Source organism: Winogradskya humida (assembly GCF_016862215.1).
In the GTDB taxonomy this organism is placed as follows: Bacteria; Actinomycetota; Actinomycetes; order Mycobacteriales; family Micromonosporaceae; genus Actinoplanes; species Actinoplanes humidus.
On the sequence record NZ_BOMN01000073.1, the window covers coordinates 1 to 16191 of the forward strand.

At 70.6% G+C, this 16191-nt stretch carries 18 protein-coding genes; 7 read left to right on the forward strand and 11 right to left on the reverse strand.

Annotated elements, in window-relative coordinates:
* Positions 1-97: 97 nt before the first annotated feature.
* Together Ahu01nite_RS27055 and Ahu01nite_RS27060 are read right to left on the reverse strand one after the other, a co-directional pair.
* Positions 98-1099: a CDP-alcohol phosphatidyltransferase family protein gene (locus Ahu01nite_RS27055; RefSeq protein WP_203839452.1), complete on the reverse strand. Its 1002-nt coding sequence runs from the start codon at positions 1097-1099 to the stop codon at positions 98-100.
* 158 nt (positions 1100-1257) lie between these two features.
* Positions 1258-2076 (reverse strand): hypothetical protein, encoded by an 819-nt coding sequence (locus Ahu01nite_RS27060; protein WP_203839453.1) that lies wholly within the window; start codon positions 2074-2076, stop codon positions 1258-1260.
* Between the two features lie 141 nt (positions 2077-2217).
* On the opposite strand from Ahu01nite_RS27060, the gene hpt reads away from it, so the two are divergent.
* The 3 genes from hpt to Ahu01nite_RS27075 all read left to right on the forward strand — a co-directional run bounded on the left by hpt (position 2218) and on the right by Ahu01nite_RS27075 (position 4291).
* Entirely contained in the window at positions 2218-2751 is a 534-nt protein-coding gene (hpt, locus tag Ahu01nite_RS27065; RefSeq protein WP_203839454.1) for a hypoxanthine phosphoribosyltransferase, read from the forward strand.
* Between the two features lie 33 nt (positions 2752-2784).
* The gene (locus Ahu01nite_RS27070; protein WP_203839455.1) at positions 2785-3306 is read left to right on the forward strand and encodes a pyridoxamine 5'-phosphate oxidase family protein; all 522 of its coding nucleotides are present in this window, start codon (positions 2785-2787) and stop codon (positions 3304-3306) included.
* A 115-nt stretch (positions 3307-3421) separates the two neighbouring features.
* On the forward strand, positions 3422-4291 hold the full coding sequence (locus Ahu01nite_RS27075) for a PAC2 family protein (RefSeq protein ID WP_203839456.1): 870 nt from the start codon (positions 3422-3424) through the stop codon (positions 4289-4291).
* A 99-nt stretch (positions 4292-4390) separates the two neighbouring features.
* Here the strand turns inward: Ahu01nite_RS27075 and Ahu01nite_RS27080 are convergent, their stop codons facing one another.
* Both Ahu01nite_RS27080 and Ahu01nite_RS27085 read right to left on the reverse strand, forming a co-directional pair.
* A complete protein-coding gene (locus Ahu01nite_RS27080; protein ID WP_203839457.1) occupies positions 4391-5629 on the reverse strand; it encodes an FtsX-like permease family protein in 1239 nt (412 codons plus the stop codon).
* A complete protein-coding gene (locus Ahu01nite_RS27085) occupies positions 5626-6351 on the reverse strand; it encodes an ABC transporter ATP-binding protein (protein ID WP_203839458.1) in 726 nt (241 codons plus the stop codon). The genes Ahu01nite_RS27080 and Ahu01nite_RS27085 overlap by 4 nt, the downstream gene beginning before the upstream one ends.
* A gap of 89 nt (positions 6352-6440) precedes the next feature.
* Between Ahu01nite_RS27085 and Ahu01nite_RS27090 the strand changes: the two genes are divergently transcribed.
* The gene (locus Ahu01nite_RS27090) at positions 6441-7322 is read left to right on the forward strand and encodes a TetR/AcrR family transcriptional regulator C-terminal domain-containing protein (protein ID WP_203839459.1); all 882 of its coding nucleotides are present in this window, start codon (positions 6441-6443) and stop codon (positions 7320-7322) included.
* A gap of 26 nt (positions 7323-7348) precedes the next feature.
* Here the strand turns inward: Ahu01nite_RS27090 and Ahu01nite_RS27095 are convergent, their stop codons facing one another.
* On the reverse strand, positions 7349-7702 hold the full coding sequence (locus Ahu01nite_RS27095) for a hypothetical protein (RefSeq protein ID WP_203839460.1): 354 nt from the start codon (positions 7700-7702) through the stop codon (positions 7349-7351).
* Between the two features lie 162 nt (positions 7703-7864).
* Between Ahu01nite_RS27095 and Ahu01nite_RS27100 the strand changes: the two genes are divergently transcribed.
* Positions 7865-8656, forward strand: a complete 792-nt coding sequence (locus Ahu01nite_RS27100; RefSeq protein WP_203839461.1) for a GntR family transcriptional regulator — start codon at positions 7865-7867, stop codon at positions 8654-8656.
* A gap of 117 nt (positions 8657-8773) precedes the next feature.
* Here the strand turns inward: Ahu01nite_RS27100 and Ahu01nite_RS27105 are convergent, their stop codons facing one another.
* The 6 genes from Ahu01nite_RS27105 to Ahu01nite_RS27130 form a co-directional block, all read right to left on the reverse strand.
* Complete coding sequence (locus tag Ahu01nite_RS27105) at positions 8774-9520, reverse strand: hypothetical protein (protein ID WP_203839462.1); 747 nt, start codon at positions 9518-9520, stop codon at positions 8774-8776.
* Between the two features lie 77 nt (positions 9521-9597).
* Positions 9598-10836, reverse strand: a complete 1239-nt coding sequence (gene mshC, locus Ahu01nite_RS27110) for a cysteine--1-D-myo-inosityl 2-amino-2-deoxy-alpha-D-glucopyranoside ligase (RefSeq protein WP_203839463.1) — start codon at positions 10834-10836, stop codon at positions 9598-9600.
* A 55-nt stretch (positions 10837-10891) separates the two neighbouring features.
* Positions 10892-11707 (reverse strand): SCO1664 family protein, encoded by an 816-nt coding sequence (locus Ahu01nite_RS27115; protein WP_275411786.1) that lies wholly within the window; start codon positions 11705-11707, stop codon positions 10892-10894.
* A complete protein-coding gene (locus Ahu01nite_RS27120; protein ID WP_203839464.1) occupies positions 11704-12303 on the reverse strand; it encodes a DUF3090 domain-containing protein in 600 nt (199 codons plus the stop codon). Before Ahu01nite_RS27120 ends, Ahu01nite_RS27115 begins: the two co-directional genes overlap by 4 nt.
* Before the next feature lie 109 nt (positions 12304-12412).
* On the reverse strand, positions 12413-13096 hold the full coding sequence (locus Ahu01nite_RS27125; protein WP_203839465.1) for a histidine phosphatase family protein: 684 nt from the start codon (positions 13094-13096) through the stop codon (positions 12413-12415).
* 1 nt (position 13097) lies between these two features.
* Positions 13098-14150 carry an LLM class F420-dependent oxidoreductase gene (locus Ahu01nite_RS27130; protein ID WP_203839466.1) on the reverse strand — a complete coding sequence of 351 codons (1053 nt, stop codon included), beginning with the start codon at positions 14148-14150 and terminating at the stop codon, positions 13098-13100.
* A gap of 166 nt (positions 14151-14316) precedes the next feature.
* On the opposite strand from Ahu01nite_RS27130, the gene Ahu01nite_RS27135 reads away from it, so the two are divergent.
* Positions 14317-15333: an aldo/keto reductase gene (locus Ahu01nite_RS27135; RefSeq protein ID WP_203839467.1), complete on the forward strand. Its 1017-nt coding sequence runs from the start codon at positions 14317-14319 to the stop codon at positions 15331-15333.
* A 5-nt stretch (positions 15334-15338) separates the two neighbouring features.
* Positions 15339-15530 (forward strand): DUF5703 family protein, encoded by a 192-nt coding sequence (locus tag Ahu01nite_RS27140; RefSeq protein ID WP_203839468.1) that lies wholly within the window; start codon positions 15339-15341, stop codon positions 15528-15530.
* Positions 15531-16191 lie beyond the last annotated feature (661 nt).

Genomic DNA, 16191 nt, shown 5'->3' on the forward strand with positions numbered 1-16191 from the left:
GGGGTGGAGCGGAGAAGCGGGGTGGAGCGGAGAAGCGGGGTGGAGCGGAGAAGCGGGGTGGAGCGGAGAAGCGGGGTGGAGCGGAGAAGCGGGCTGCTCAGTTGCGGGTGGCGCCGACCGTGTTGGCGTCGAGTTGTTCGAGGTCGACGACCTGTTCGACCTCTTCGTGGCCGGCGGCGACGGCGCCGGCTTCGGCCTGGGCTTCGCTGGTGACGCCGATCTTGGCCATGGTGCGGGCGTAGCTCTTGGTGGCTGTGTAGAGCTTGTAGATCAGCAGGAGCTCGAAGGCCGCGAGCAGGACCGCGGAGAGGATCGTGAAGAACATGATCTGGTTGGTCAGCGGGCCGAGGATGAAGACGAACATCTGGAATTCGATGCCGCTGAACAGGTGGGCGCGGATGCGCTGGCGGACGAGGGCGTTGCGGACCTTGACCAGCGGGCCGAGCTTGGCGCGGAAGTCGCCGTAGACGTCGACGACCGGGCGTTCCTCGCCCTTGCTGTCGACGGCGGTGGTGAGGGTGCTCGCGCCGATGGGCTGCTCCATGTCCGTCTCTTCGACGAACATCGGGGGCGCCACGCCGTCGCCCTGGGCCGCTTCGAGGCGGCGGCGCATGTCGTTCTTGACCTTGCCCATCTGCAGGGCGTTGAGGTAGCGGAACATGTCGAGGAAGATCACGACGCCGGCGAGCCACAGGTAGTGGATGTTGTCGGTCTTCGCGTACTGGCCGGCCATGAGGGCGACGGCGCAGACGACCACGCGCAGGCGGTCGAAGACGTAGTCGAGCCAGGCGCCGAAGACGGAGCCGGTGCCCTTGAGCCGGGCGATCTTACCGTCCATGCAGTCGAGCACGAAGCTCAGGTGGAACACGACCGCGCCGGCGATCAGCCACGGGTAGTCACCCTGCGCGAAGCAGTACGCGGAGACGAACCCGAGCAGGAACGCGCCCATGGTCAGCAGGTTCGGGGTGATCCACCGGACCGGGGCCACGAGCCAGACCAGGCGCGAGGCGAGCGGGTCGACCAGCCAGACGGTCCACCAGGCGTCGCGATCCTTGTATGTGCGAGTGCGGATCTCGCCGAGCGTGAACCGTTGTGCCATGCCCAACTCCACCAAGTGATGAATACATGAATAGTAAGACGCGCGGACCTTACCGGAATACGACAGGAAGCATAAAGGGCAGGGCAAGCATGTGGACAAAAGGTTAATTCTCGGACCTAACGGTCCAGATGATCATGAACGCAGGGATAACAAAACGCCTAGATCACCGTGAGTACGGCGGCCACGGCGAGCGCCACCGGCAGGCAGAACCCCACCCCGAAGGCCCGCGTCGAGGGCCAGGTGAGCGCGAGCCCCACCCCGGCCAGGACAGCAAGCGTCGCGAACCGCAGGGCGCCGGGCGTGTCGAAACCTGCGGCAAAGCCCGTCGGGGAAACACGGGCCCAGAGAAGAACCGCCGCGGCGACCAACCCGCCGGCGACCAGTCCCGCGGTGAAACGCGGCTGAAGGCGTGGCGGTGAGAGGACCTGCAGCACCGTGTCGCCGAAGTGGCCGGGGGCGGGCTCGATGCGCAGCTCGTACCCCTGGTCGTCGAGGGCCCGCAGCGCCGGCGGGCCGGTCCGCTCCTGGACCCGCAGGCCGGCACCCTGCCAGTGGTCCCGGTAGACGCCGGCCAGCTCGGGGAACGCCAGCGGCACGTCACGAAGCAGCAGGCTGCGCTCGATCCGCCCCCGTACCGGCCCCGCCGGGACCGTGCCGTGGCTGTGGAACATGGGGGTCACGGGCAGCCGGCTGGAGGTCAGCGCGACACTGAGCCGCTGCTCGACACCGGCCTCGGCGCGCCGGGCCGGGTCCGTCAGGCTCACGGCGGTGAGCACCAGGACGTTGAGCACCGCGGCGACCGGGTAGACGAGCTCCACGGGCAGGTCCGCGGACCCCGGCGCGTACCGGACCGCGAGCCCGGCCGGCAGCGTCAGCACGACCAGCGCGACATCCGCGGCGTTGCGGAGAAGCAGCGCGACGAGCGTGACCAACCCCACATAGGCGACTGCCCGCAACCTCCGGCCCGGTTTGACCACCCCCGCAGTTTGCCCTGGTCAGGACCGCGTTTCCGGGACATCAACCCGATTGGTACGAGAGCCGGGCGCCGGGGGACTCACAGGGGAGCGTGGCAAAATTTCCGGCAGGGCGTGAGGGGGAACCGGGTGGACGCTGGGCACGTGGCGGACGATCTCGCATCGGTGCTGCTGAGCGAGGAGACGATCCTCGCGCGGGTGGGCGAGCTGGCGCGCGAGATCGGCAAGGACTACGCGGGGCGCGACCTCGTGCTGATCGGCGTCCTGGGCGGTGCCGCGACCTTCACCGTCGACCTGGCCCGCGCTCTGGAGACCCCGGTCGAGATCGGCTGGATGGCGATGCGGTCGTACACGACGAGCAAACGCAGCTCCGGTTCCGTACGGTTGCTGAAGGACCTTGATCTGGACATCGAGGGCCGCGACGTGATCATCGTCGAGGCCGTCGTCGACACCGGCCTCACCGCGTCCTGGCTGATCAACAACCTGACCATCCGGCGCCCGGCGTCCCTCGCCGTCTGCGCGCTGCTGCGCAAACCGGAGGGCGCGGCGTTCGACGTCCCCGCGTACACAGGCTTCGACGTCCCCTCGGGCCTGATCGTCGGCTACGGCCTGGATTACCGCGGCCGTTACCGCAACCTGCGCTGTGCCGCCATCCTCGCCGACCACGTGGTCCACTAGAACAGCGCTCCGATGAGGATGCCATGATCGTCCATGCCTGTGACGAATCCCTGGCTCGCCGGTCCCTCGCCGTCGGAGCAGCTTCCGCGTGAACGGCTCGACGAGCGCATCCTGAACCTGCTGTCCTCGCAGAACATGTGCGTGATCGCGACGACCGGGCCGTCCGGTGCCCTCGCCACTCCGGTCCGCTTCTTCCATGTGGACTTCACGCTGGTGTTCACGGCTGCTCCGCGTACGCCCAAATTGCGCAACATAGCCGCCGACCCGCGCGTGTCCGTCGGGGTTTTCGCGCCGTTGGTGGGGCAGGCGAGCAGCCGGGGCGCGCAGGTGTTCGGCGAGGCCCGGGTGCTGGAGCCCGGGGACGACGGGTACGACCACTGGTGGCCCGCCGTACGCTGGCAGTCCGATCATGTCGAACGCTCCCGTGACCTGGGAGAACCGCCGCTCGGGCCGCTGGTGGTGATCCCCGCGGACCGGATCGTCTACACCGAGCACTGGCTGCGCCGCGACGGGTTCGCGCCGCGGCAGTTCTGGACGCGCCCCGGCAGGTCGTGACGCGCATGGGCGGGTCCGCGGTGCGGGTGAGGGGCCGCTCACGGCGCGGCCGGTCGGTGCGGTGCGGCTGCGGGACGTAGGCTCTTGGAGTATCGAGGTACGAAAGGTTGGCACCGTGACAGAGTTCGACGGCCTTCCCCTGCTGCGCTCCCCCGTGGCGATCGCCGCCTTCGAAGGGTGGAACGACGCGGCCGACGCGTCGACAGCCGCGGTGGAGCACCTCGAGCAGGTGTGGCAGGCACGCGAGATCACCACCATCGACCCGGAGGAGTTCTACGACTTCCAGGTCAGCAGGCCGACCACGACCATGGCGGACGGCGAGACGCGGCGCATCGAGTGGCCCACCACGCGGTTCAGCGTGGCGAGCCCGCCCGGGACCGACCGTGACGTCGTCCTGATCCGCGGCATCGAGCCGAGCATGAAGTGGCGCACCTTCTGCGAGCAGATCCTCGAGGTCTGCCACAGCTTGGAGGTCGACCGGATCATGCTGCTCGGCGCGCTGCTCGCGGACGTCCCCTACACGCGGCCCCTGCCGATCAGCGGGAGCGCGTCGGAGGAGGGCATGGCGGAGAAGTACAAGGTCGCCCCCACCCGTTACGAGGGGCCGACCGGCATCGTCGGGGTCCTGCAGGAGGCCGCCGGGCGCGCCGACCTGGAGGCCCTGTCGTTCTGGGTGCACGTCCCGCACTACGCGAACAACCCGCCCTGCCCGAAGGCGACGCTGGCGCTCCTCAGCCGGCTCGAGGACGTCCTCGACCTGCCGGTGCCCCTGGCCGATCTGGCCGAGGAGTCCGACGAGTGGGAGAAGCGGGTGCGCGCCGCCGCCGAGCAGGACGCGGAGCTCGGCGAGTACGTGCGGGAGCTGGAGGAGCGGGTCGGCGACGAGGGCATCAAGCCGCTGACCGGTGACGAGATCGCCAGCGAGTTCGAGAAGTACCTGCGCCGCCGGGGCGGTTCCGCGGGTCCGACAGCCGGCTCCTGGTAGTCACGCTGCGCCCCGGGTTCACGCCCGGGGCAGAGCAGGCACACGGCGCCACGCCCGGGCAGAGCAGGCCGCCGGCGTCATGCCCGGGACAGGGCGGCGTCATGCCTGGGGCAGGGCGGGCCCCCGGATCGAGCGCCTGGTCGTGCCGAGGGTCGCGGTTGCTGTCAGCAGCACGGCGATCGCCGCGATCACCGCGTACGGTGCGATCGATGCACTCGGCCAGATCTCACCCGCGCGGGCCGAGCCGAACGGCAGGATCGTGAAGAGCGAGGCGGCGGAGCCGGCGAGGATCCCGGTCACCGTGACCCGCAGCGCCTCGGCCGCGACCATCGCGGTGACCTGACCCCGGGTCGCACCGGCCAGCCGCAGCTGCGCGAATTCCCGCCGCCGGTGCACGGTCGCCGCGATGAGCGTGTTCACCAGCATGATCGCCACGAACACCGTGATCATCCCGACGACGACATAGTTGAGCGTCTGGATGTCGCGGGCGTAGTCCGGCTGGATCTGACCGGCCGCCGCGTCGTCCTCGATGCCCTGCATGTAGACCGTCCCGGTCGCGATCCCGCTGAACAGCGTCACCGGCATCACCGCGCTCGCCAGCCGCACGCTGGTCCCGGTCAGTCTCAGCAACTCCGGCGCTAGCAGCGCTAGCCCGAGCGAGCCCCAGATCCCCGCCTGGCCCGCCGTCTGCATCGCGTCGATGCCCTTGCCGTCCATCACCGTCGCCGTCAGCACCGCGCAACCCGCCGCCGCACCCAGGAACAACCCCGCGGCGATCCGCCGGGCCCGGGGCCGCTCCCTCTTCACCCCCATTCGCGAGGTACGCCGTGACGTGGCGAATCCCGCGATCACCGCCCCGATCAGCGTCACCCCGAACCCGGCGGCAAGCGCGACCGGCCCGAACGCGTAGCCCACGCCATCCGCGACCTGCCCGGTGTCCTTGAGCAACCCCAGCAGCACCCGCCCACCGGCCAGCCCGACCGGCACGGCCACCCCCGCCGCTAGCACCGCAACCGCCACGGCCTCCCCCACGATCATCCGGCGCAACTGCGGCCCGGTGGCACCCGCCCGGCGCAGCACCGCGAACTGATCACCACGCTGCCGCACGGCCAGGCTCAGCGTCGACGTCACCGCGAACACCACGATCACCAGGCACCAGCCGCCCGCCACACTCGCCGTGGTCCCGAGCGACTCCGCGCTGGCCTCGTCGGCGCCGGCCGCGGTGTCCAGCAGCGACGCGAACGCCATCAGCAGCGCCGCCCCCAGGAAAGCCGACAGGAACGTGGCGGCGAACCCGCCCGGGCGGTGCCGCAGGGTGCGCAACGCGATGGCGATCATGCCGCCACCAGCTCGGTGAGGTGCGCGGCGACGGCTTCAGCGGTGGGCGCGCTCAGCTGCCCGGCGAGGCGTCCGTCGGCGAGGAAGAGGACCGTGTCCGCGTACGCCGCGGCCATCGGATCATGCGTGACCATGATGACCGTACGCCCGAAGTCCCGCACCGTGGTCCGCAGCAGCGCCAGCACCTCCCGCGCACTGCGCAGGTCCAGGGCACCGGTCGGCTCGTCGGCGAAGATCACCGCTGGCCGGCCGACCAGCGCCCGCGCCACCGCCACCCGCTGGCGCTGCCCACCGGACAACCGCTCGGGCAACTCCCCCGCCCGCTCTGCCAGCCCCAGCGTCCCGAGCACCTCGCGAGCCCTGCCCCGATCGGCCCGCCGCCGCGCCAGCCGCAGGGGCAGCACGACGTTCTGCTCCACGGTCAGCGCCGGCAACAGGTTGTAGTCCTGGAACACGAACCCGGCCCGCTCGCGCCGGAACTTCGTCATCGCGGTGTCCCCGGTCGCGGTCAGCTCCGCACCGCCGAGGAACACCCTCCCCGCGCTCGGCCGGTCCAGCCCCGCCGCACACTGCAGCAACGTGGACTTCCCGGATCCGGACGGCCCCATCACCGCGGTGAACGTCCCCGCCTCGAAGGCCGCGCTCACCCCGTCGAGCGCGGTCACGGGAGTGCCGGTGTCGTATGTTTTGTAGAGCGATTCCACCCGTACGGCATCAGTCATTGGTACACCGTACGAGCGCACTATACGCTGGGTCGGTGGCGCTAACACCCCTCTCTTCCCAGCTCAGTGCACTAGTGCGGAGGTAGCTTGTGGACACGTCGCCGTCCGCCCGCATCGCCGACGAGATCGCCGCGCGCATCGCCACGGGAGAGCTCGCCCCGGGCGACCGCGTCCCCTCGACCCGCCAGCTCATCACCACCCACGGCATCGCCATGGCCACCGCCACCAAGGTCCTCACCACCCTGCGGGACCGCGGCCTCGTCCGAGCCCTGCCCGGCGTCGGCACCGTGGTCGCCTCCGCCCTCCCCGACCGCGCCAACCCCGACCTGTCCGAGGTGATCGCAGCCGCCATCAAGGTCGCCGATCGCGAAGGGCTCACCGCCCTGTCGATGCGCCGCCTCGCGGGCGAGGTGAGCCTCCCGACGATGTCGCTCTACCGCTACGTCGCCGACAAGGAGGAGCTGCTTCTGGTCATGATGGACACGGTCTTCGCAGCAAACCCGCCACCGTCGCTGTCCCCCGGCGTGCACGGCTGGCGCGCCTGCCTCGAAGCCGGCGCCCGCCTGCAATGGACGATGTACCAGCGCCAGCCCTGGCTCGCCCAGGCCATCTCCTTCACCCGTCCCCTGCTCGCCCCGAACGCCATGGCCCACACCGAATACTCCATGCGAGCCCTGGCCACCCTCGACCCCGACAGCCAGTTCCGCGCCGCGGTCATGCTCGCCAACCATGTACGCGGCACAGCGGTCAACATCGAGGCGGAGATCCAGGCCCGCCAGGACACCGGCATCACCGAAGAAGAATGGCTGGGCTCCCAGGAACAACGCTTCACCGAGATCCTCAGCCGGGGCACCCTACCCATGATGAGCAGCTACCTGGCCCAGCCCACCGTCGAGTTCGACCTCGGCATACTGTTCGACTTCGGCCTGCAACGCCTCCTCGACGGCCTGGCACCGCTCATGGAGAAGTAGGGCGCATCTGATGGGTCACATGCCCCCTAGTGCCAGAAAGTGGCGACGGCGGCGTTGATCAGGGTGAGGGCGATGATGCCGATGAAGTGGCCGCGGTTGACGTTCTCGCGCTTCCTACGCCACGGGATGAACACCATCACAAAGATCATGACGGCGATGACCAGCTTCACGGCGAGCTTCACCGGGCTCGGCTCGTTGTCCCCACCACCCCGCAGCGGCGCCGAGAGCGCCAGCCCCGTCAGCACCTGGATGATCGAGCCCCACAGCATCGCCGGATTGATCCGCAGCTTCCCCGACACGAACTGCACGATCGCGCCGCCCAGCAGCATCGCGAACCCGATCAGATGGACATACCGCAAGACCAACCGCAGAGCCTCCATGGCAGAGCAGCCTAACGGGACCCACCCCGCGTCCCTGGCCGCGGACCATTCGGCGTGTCAGACCCCGCAGCAGGCCCGGCGAATCGTGGGATGTCGGCGTGTCAGGGTGACGGCGGGCCCGGCTTGCCGCATCCTAGGAACCTAGGGTTAGGAGGTCGGTGCATGACGATCAACCCCGGCGCCGCGGAGTTTCCCCATCGGCAGATCGCCGCGCAGCTGAAGGAACGGATCCGGCGCGGCGACTGGCAGCCCGGCGAGCGACTTCCCTCGATTCCGGCGATGGCGGAGATGTTCGGGGTCGCCAAGCAGACCGTGCAGCGGACCGTCGACCAGCTCCGGGTCGAGGGCATCCTGATCACCAAACCGGGCTCCGGCACGTACGTCCGGGGCACGCGCCGCCGGCTGAACCGGCTCTCCCGGGGCCGTTACGGCGTGCACCGCGGCTACCACGCGGATCTCGCGGCACGCTATCGCCAGCAGTTGACCGCGGTCGGGCGGGAAGCCGCGCCCTCCGAGGTCGCGGACGCGTTCGGGGTCCGGGACGGCACGGAGATGCTGGTTCGCCGGCACATCGTCCGCACCGACGACGCGACCGTGGAGATCGGCGCCTCGTGGTTCCGCGTCACCGATGCTTCCGGCACGTCCCTGGAGCGCCGCGAATCGTACGGCCGGCCGCTCTACCAGGAGGCCGAGGAAGCCATCGGCCGCCGCTACACCTCGGCCACGGACACGATCAGCGCCCGCCAGCCGAGCCGCGACGAGGCGGAGACCCTCCAGATCCGCCCGGACACGCCGGTCCTGCATCTGCTGCACGTCGCCTTCGACGAGACCCGCAAGCCGATCGAGGTCGCCCAGGCCACCTGGCCGGGCCCGATGACCACCCTCACGGAGGAATACCGGATCCCCGCCCCCACCCCGGATCCCGACCCCGACCCGGGCCTCACCCTGGCATAGCGGGGCCACACACCAAGCACCCAGCCCAGCGAGCAGCGGCCAAGGCCCAGCGGCCAAAAGACCCAACGGCCGAAGGCCCAACGGCCAAAGGCCCTGCGAGCAGCCAACGCCCCGCGGTCAGCCGCCGAGACGGAAGACGTCGACGGTTCCGATCACCGTGAGCGCAGTGCACACCACGACCGCGATCCCGGCGAACGCCACCGTTCCCCGGCGCAGACCGGTGACGACACCAGAGCCGGGATCAGGATCCTCGGCGCGGACCTCGCTCAGCATCGCCACGATGCGCGCGACAGTCCGAACCTGGCACCGGGAGTTCAAGCGGTACCGGTCGGCGCCGCTCAGCCCCCACAGCGGAGAGTCGACGCTCAGGTCGTAAAAATCGCCGTTCGTGAGGTGGAGCCGTACCTCCAGCTGCGACCGGGTGAACTCCCCGAGCAGCCGCCGCGGCACCCGGATCCGGTAGAACGCCGTGTCGATGGTCAGATACGCCGGCGTGACGACGAACCGGGCCGCCGGTCCCGCCAGCCAGCACCCCGCCATCACAGCCAGACCGAAACCCGTGAAGGCAAGCCCCTCGAGCCGGTCACCCGGGCTCACCACCGCGGCGAGGACCATCAATACGCCGAGTACGCCCCCCGCGTACGCAATCCCGCTGGCTCGCCCGGATCCCAGCCGCCGCCGGGAACTGTGGTGGGTGTTGTGCGGTGGCTGAGCCAGCGGCCTGTCCTCGTAGCGGGACTCGCAGACAAAGGCGCACCGGCCGGTCACCGCTACGAAGAGCCCGACCCCGCCGGCCGCCAGAACCCACTGGGACGCCTCGTGCCCCGCCCACAGCAACAGGCCGCCGACGGTGAGGAGGAGCACGCTCCCGGCTGTGACCAGGAGCGTGATCGGCCGCTCCCACTTCAGCGCGCCGTTGTCGTGGAAGCCGACGGGCAGGTTCAGAGGCGCACGCCCAGGAGCGCGTCCACCGTGGTGCTCATCAGGACGGGGGCGAGGGTGTCGTCGCCCGTGCCGGAGAGGGCGGCGTCGGCCCAGGCGTCGACGACGGCGATCGCTGCCGGGGTGTCGAGGTCGTGGTGCAGGGCTTCGCGGACCGCGGCGAGCAGGCCCTCGCCCGACGGGCCGGCCGGGGCCTCAGCGGCGGAGCGCCAGCGGGCGAGGCGTTCCTGGCCGGTCTTGAGGGTGTCGTCGGTCCACTGGCGGTCGGTGCGGTAATGGCCGGTCAGCAGGGCGAGACGCACGGCCATGGGGTCGACGCCGTCGCCGCGCAGGCGGGAGACGAAGACCAGGTTGCCCTTGGACTTGGACATCTTCTCGCCGTCGAGGCCGATCATGCCCGCGTGGACGTAGTGGGCGGCGAAGGGTGCCTCGCCGGTGAGGCGTTCGGCGTGGGCGGCCGAGCACTCGTGGTGGGGGTAGAGCAGGTCGTTGCCGCCACCCTGGACGTCGATGCGGTTGCCGAGCAGGCCGAGGGCGATGGTGGCGCACTCGATGTGCCAGCCGGGACGGCCGGGGCCGAGGTCGCCGCCGTCCCAGGAGGGCTCGCCGTCGCGGACGCCGCGCCAGAGCAGGGGGTCGAGGGGGTCGCGTTTGCCGGGGCGCTCCGGGTCGCCGCCGCGCTCCGCGGAGAGTTTCAGCATCTCGTCGCGGGAGAGGTTGGACTCGTAGCCGAAATTCGGGGAGGCCGCGATCGTGTAGTAGACGTCGCCGGTGCCGTCGTCGAGGGTGTAGGCCGCGCCCGCGGCGACGAGCTCGCGCACGTGGGCGGCGATCGCGGGGATGGACTCGACCGCGCCGACGTAGTGCGCCGGCGGGATCATCCGCAGGGCTTCCATGTCCTCGCGGAACAGGGCCGTCTCGCGCATGGCCAGGACGATCCAGTCCTCGCCGTCGCGGCTGGCGCGCTCGAGGAGCGGGTCGTCGATGTCGGTGACGTTCTGCACGTAGGTCACGTCGTGGCCGGCGTCGCGCCAGAGCCGCTGCACCAGGTCGAAGGTGATCATCGTCGCGGCGTGCCCGAGGTGGGTCGCGTCGTACGGGGTGATGCCACAGACATACATGGTGGCCGTCTGCCCGGGGGACGTCGGGGCGACCTCCCGGCGAGCCGAGTCGTACAGGTCCGGCGGGGTGGAAGTCCCCGGCAGTCTCGGCACCTCGTGCCCGGTCCAAGCGTCCATGCCTGTGAGCCTATCGAGACCCCCCGGCAGAATCGCGGGGCACGTGAGTAAAGCCTCAGACGGGCGGCCAGGGCACGGCGGGCCAGTCCTGGGGCGGGCTGGGGAAGCGTCCCTTGCGCAGCAGGCGCCGCACCCGCACCCGGGTCTGCTGCACCTCGGTGATCGTCAGGTGCTCCTCGAGCTGCTCCCCGAGCGTGCCGTCGAGGGCCTCCGCGAGCTGTTTGAGCACCTCGATCGACTCGGCGGGGATCGGCTTGCCCGTCCAGCCCCAGAGCACCGTGCGGAGCTTGTTCTCGACGTGGAAGCTGATGCCGTGGTCGACGCCGTGGATGCGGCCGTCGGGGGCGTAGAGGACGTGGCCGCCCTTGCGGTCGGCGTTGTTGATCACCGCGTCGAGGACGGCAAGCCGGTTGAGGCGGGGGTCGTCGGCGTGGGCCAGCGCATAGGCGTCGCCGTCCTCGTCGCGCGCGTTAGCCACCGGGAACCAGCCCTCGGGCACGTCGTAGGCCGGAACGAAGCCGATCAGCGTCTGCGCGTCCTCCGGCTCGTCGATCCAGAGCTGGCACGCGCCGATCCCCATCGGGCCGTCGCGCAGGATCGTGGGCGGCACGATCCCCCAGCCGCTGGCCTGGGAGACGAGGAACGCCGAGACCTCGCGCCCCGCGAGCGTGCCGTCGGGGAAGTCCCACAGCGGCCGCTCACCCTGGACCGGTTTGTAGACGCAGCGCCGGGTCAGGCCGTCGAGCGTGATCTCGGCGCGCAGCGTCGTGTTGGAGGCGTCGACCAGCCGGCCCTCGAGCTCCATCGTCCCGCGGCTGAGCAGCTGCAGGGCGTCGTCCTCGGCGAGCACCGACGACTGCTCCGTGGTCACCGGTGGTAACCGTTGTGCCGGGGGCAGAGGTGACCGGCCGGGTCGAGCGGCTGGCCGCAGAGCGGGCACGGTGGCCGCCCTGCCGCGACGACGCGTTTGGCCCGGGCGATGAACGCCCTGGTCGCCTCGGGGGTGAGCCGGACCCGGAGCCGGTCGAGGTCGTCGTCGGGCTCCTCGTCCTCATCGTCGCCGATCGGGACGTCGTCGTCCTCGTCCTCGTCGCCCACGAGCTCGACCTCGGCGTCGTTCTCACCCGCCTCGATCGCCTCGATGACAACCGTGGTGGTGTCGACGTCGAAGGCGAGGCCGAGCGTGCCGACCCGGAATTCCTCGTCGACGGGGGTGTCGAGCGGCTCGTTGTCGTTGACGGCCAGCGGCGAGGTCTGCGGCAGATCGACGCCGAAACGCCGGCCTGCCTCGGTGAGCAGCTCCTCGAGCTTCTCAGCGAGCAACGACACCTGGACCTTCTCCAGCGCAACGCTGACGACCCGGCCGCCACCGCGCGCCTGGAGGAAGAATGTCCGGTCGCCCGGCTCGCCCACCGTCCCGGCGACGAACCGCTCCGGCGGCTCGAAAGCATGCACCTGGTGGGTCATGACAACGACCCTATCCGCCGCCGTGCACGAGCGCGCGGCGCACCGGGCGGGGTTCGCCGAGGGCGCAACGCGAGCTACACAGCGGTAACACAACGGTCACTGTCAGCACTCAAACGCCCGCTTGAGCGCCACCGCCCACGGCGGCGTCGGACGGGGACGCCGACGAAGCAGGCGGCGGCACCAGGGAAAGAAGGTCCGAGGTGTCGTTGAGCCGCACCAGAAACGGCCTGGTCGGCGTGTAGCGGATCACGCTCACCGAGGCCGGATCGGCGACGAGACGCTGGAACTGGTCGAGATGCAGCCCCATGGCGTCCGCGATGATGGCTTTGATCACATCCCCGTGGCTGCAGGCGAGCCAGAGCGCGTCCGGCCCGTGTTCCCGCGTCACGAACGCGTCCCAGCGCCGGATCGTGGCGACCGCCCGCGCCGACATCGCCGCCATGGCCTCGCCGTTGGGGAAGACCGCCGCGCTGGGGTGCTGCTGGACGACCGGCCAGAGCGGATCCTTGGCCAGCTCCGCGAGGGGCCGGCCCTCCCAGTCGCCGTAACCGCACTCGATCAGCCCGTCGTCGACCTGCGGCGCAACCCCCGGCAGGACCAGCTCCAGGGTCTGCCGGCAGCGGATCAGCGGGCTGGACACGACCGCGGCGAGCGGGAGCTCGCGGAGCCGTTCGCCGACCCGTTTCGCCTGGTCACGACCGGTGTCGTCGAGCTCGACGGGCAACCGCCCGGCGAGCCCGCCGCTGGCGTTGGCCGTGGTCCGCCCATGGCGGAGCAGAAGAACGGTCGCCACGTTACTCGGCCACCCCGGACTCCTCGTACGCCTCGGCGACCGCCCGCAGCGTGGCGATGCCGCTCTCCCGGTCGCCGACGTACAGCGCGATCGAGAGCGTGCCGACACCCGCGGCGGCGTACTCCCGGATGCGCTCGACGATCCGCGGCTTCGGGCCGATCAGCGACGTACGCTCGATGAACTCCTGCGGGATCGCGGCGGCCGCATCGCGTACCTTGCGGTCGAGGTAGAGGTCCTGGACCTCCTTGGCCGCATCCGCGTAGCCCATCCGGACGGCCAGCTGGTTGTAGAAGTTCTGCTCGCGGCTGCCCATGCCGCCGACGTAGAGGGCCGCGTAGGGCCGGATCAGGTCGGCGCAGGCCGCGATGTCGTCACCGATGGCCACCGGGACGGTCGGGCAGACGTCGAACCCGGCCAGGCCGTTGCCGCTCTTGGCCCGCCCGCGCTCGATGTGCTGCAGGGACTCCCCTGCGGCGTCCGGGGCGAAGAAGATCGCCAGCCAGCCGTCGGAGATCTCGCCGGCGAGCTCCAGGTTCTTGGGTCCGACAGCCGCAAGATAGATGGGTACGCTCGAACGTGGCGGATGAAAGCCCAGCCGCAGAGCCTTGCCCGCGCCGTCGGGCAGCGGCAGCTGGTAGTGCTCCCCGTCATACGCGACGGGCTTGCGGGCGATCGCCAGCTTGACGATGTCGACGTATTCCCGCGTGCGGCCCAGCGGCTTCGCGAACCGCACGCCGTGCCACCCCTCGGAGACCTGCGGCCCCGAGACGCCCAGCCCGAGCCGGAACCGGCCGCCGGACAGCGTGTCGATGGTCGCCGCCGTCATCGCCGTCATCGCCGGGCTGCGCGCCGGGATCTGCATCACCGCCGCACCCACGTCGATCCGCTCGGTCTGCCCGGCGATCCACGCGAGCATGCTGGGCGAGTCCGAACCGTACGCCTCCGCCGCCCACACCACGGAATACCCGAGCCGATCGGCCTCCTGGGCCATGGCGAGGTGGTCGGCGGGCGTGGTCCACGCTGTCTGGTATCCGAGGCTGAATCCGAGCCGCACGGGTCCTCCCGATCTGCCTGCGGAGCTCCGATGTTCCGCGATTGCCACCCTAGCCCGCCACTCTCAGTGATCTCCGGGTACTTGCGTCGCGTACCCGACGGATCTGCGGCGTGATCGAGCCGCACAGAGCGTTCCGCAGGTTGTCAAGGCTGAATAAGGTTCATGCATGCAACAGCGACCGCTCGGCCGGAGCGGGCTGGCGGTCACGCGGCTCGGTCTCGGCACCATGACGTGGGGCCGGGACACCGACCCCGACGACGCGGCCGCGCAACTCAAGCTCTTCCTCGACGCCGGCGGCACCCTGGTCGACACGGCCGACGTCTACGGTGACGGCGACGCCGAGGCGGTCATCGGGTCGCTGCTCGATCATCTGGTGCCGCGCGACGAGGTGGTCATCGCGACCAAGGCGGGGCTCGGCCACGCGGGTTACCGCCGGCGCGACAGCTCCCGGGGCCACCTTCTGCGTACGCTCGACGCCTCCCTGCGCCGCCTCGGCACCGACTATGTCGACCTGTGGCAACTGCACGGCTCCGACCCGCACACGCCGATGGAGGAGACCCTGTCCGCGCTCGACCACGCGGTGTCCAGCGGCCGGGTCCGCTACGTGGGCGTCTCCAACTTCGCCGGCTGGCAGACCGCGCAGTACGCCACCTGGCAGCGCTCCTACCCCGGCCGCGCGCCGATCGTAGCCACCCAGGTCGAGTATTCGCTGCTGGAGCGTGGCATCGAGCGCGAGGTCATGCCCGCCGCGTCAGCCCTGGGGATCGGCATCCTCCCCTGGTCACCGCTGGGCCGCGGCGTGCTCACCGGCAAGTACCGCAACGGCCGCCCGCTCGACTCCCGCGCGGCCACCGATCACCTGGCGCCGTTCGTGCAGCCCTACCTCGAACCGCGCAGCTCCAGCATCGTCGAGGCGGTCGTGACGGCCGCCGCGGGACTGGGCGTGGAACCGCTCGAGGTCGCACTCGCCTGGATCCGCGACCGCCCCGGCGTGGCCGCCCCGATCCTCGGCGCCCGCACGGCCGGGCAACTCCAGGGAGCTCTGCTCAGCGAGGACCTGACACTGCCGTCGGAGATCGCCCTCGCCCTCGACGACGTGTCCGCGGTCACCCTGGGATATCCGGAGAGAGAGGGCCTGACCGGCCCGGGGACTGGTCACTCGCCCGAGCCTGGCGCATATTAGAGGCCATGGACTACGAGTACGCCCCGCTCCGGCTGCCTTCGAACGTCGATCGCCTCACCGCCGCGGCGCAGCTGGCAATCCAGGCCGAATTCTCCGGCTGGGAACTCGCCCGCGTGCAGCTCTACCGCGACGGCAGCCGCAAGGTCATGCTCCGCCGCCGAGTCCGCGACACCCCCCAACCCGGCCTCTCCACATAACCCAAGGTGCCCCGGCCCCACCGCCCGGACCACTTTCATAAACCACTTCCACAAAGCCACACCCCAGGGGCCGGCCGCCCCCTTGGCCGCCCACCCCACACCCCGCGGGGGGTTGGCCGCACTCTTGGCCGCTCACCCCACACCCCAAAGGCTGGCCGCGCCCCTCACCGCCCACCCCACACCCCGCGGGGGGTTGGCCGCACTCTTAGCCGCTCACCCCACACCCCAGGGGCTGGCCGCGCCCCTCACCGCCCACCCCACACCCCGCGGGGGGTTGGCCGCGCCCCTCACCGCTCACCTCACACCCCGCGGGTTGGCCGCAACCAAAGTCGCATTGCGCCCGCTGCTGTCGAGGGTGCAAAAACGGACTAGGCGCCCTTTGCCGTGGTCCGTTTTTGTGCCCTCGACAGCAGCTCCTCGGGGCGCAATGCCGCCGGAGCGAAGCGAAGGCCAGAAACTCAGCAGCCCGAACCACAAAGCCCAACCACACCCCAAGAGCTTGGGCCGCCAACCCTGGTACTCATCCACACCCCACAGGTGGTCGGGCTGCGGTAGCCGCGCAAAGGTCAACCGACAGGGGGCTGAGCTGTGGTAGCTGCGTGAAGGTCAAACCACAGGGGGTCGGGCTGTAGTAGCCGCGCAAAGGCCAACCGACAGGGGG

Bases quoted from the DNA above. Each gene is read 5' to 3' on its own strand.
- Ahu01nite_RS27055 (WP_203839452.1), bottom strand. From the start codon at position 1,099: ATGGCACAACGGTTCACGCTCGGCGAGATCCGCACTCGCACATACAAG.
- Ahu01nite_RS27070 (WP_203839455.1), top strand. From the start codon at position 2,785: ATGCCTGTGACGAATCCCTGGCTCGCCGGTCCCTCGCCGTCGGAGCAG.
- Ahu01nite_RS27080 (WP_203839457.1), bottom strand. From the start codon at position 5,629: ATGATCGCCATCGCGTTGCGCACCCTGCGGCACCGCCCGGGCGGGTTC.
- Ahu01nite_RS27085 (WP_203839458.1), bottom strand. From the start codon at position 6,351: ATGACTGATGCCGTACGGGTGGAATCGCTCTACAAAACATACGACACC.
- Ahu01nite_RS27095 (WP_203839460.1), bottom strand. From the start codon at position 7,702: ATGGAGGCTCTGCGGTTGGTCTTGCGGTATGTCCATCTGATCGGGTTC.
- Ahu01nite_RS27100 (WP_203839461.1), top strand. From the start codon at position 7,865: ATGACGATCAACCCCGGCGCCGCGGAGTTTCCCCATCGGCAGATCGCC.
- mshC (WP_203839463.1), bottom strand. From the start codon at position 10,836: ATGGACGCTTGGACCGGGCACGAGGTGCCGAGACTGCCGGGGACTTCC.
- Ahu01nite_RS27120 (WP_203839464.1), bottom strand. From the start codon at position 12,303: ATGACCCACCAGGTGCATGCTTTCGAGCCGCCGGAGCGGTTCGTCGCC.
- Ahu01nite_RS27135 (WP_203839467.1), top strand. From the start codon at position 14,317: ATGCAACAGCGACCGCTCGGCCGGAGCGGGCTGGCGGTCACGCGGCTC.
- Ahu01nite_RS27140 (WP_203839468.1), top strand. From the start codon at position 15,339: ATGGACTACGAGTACGCCCCGCTCCGGCTGCCTTCGAACGTCGATCGC.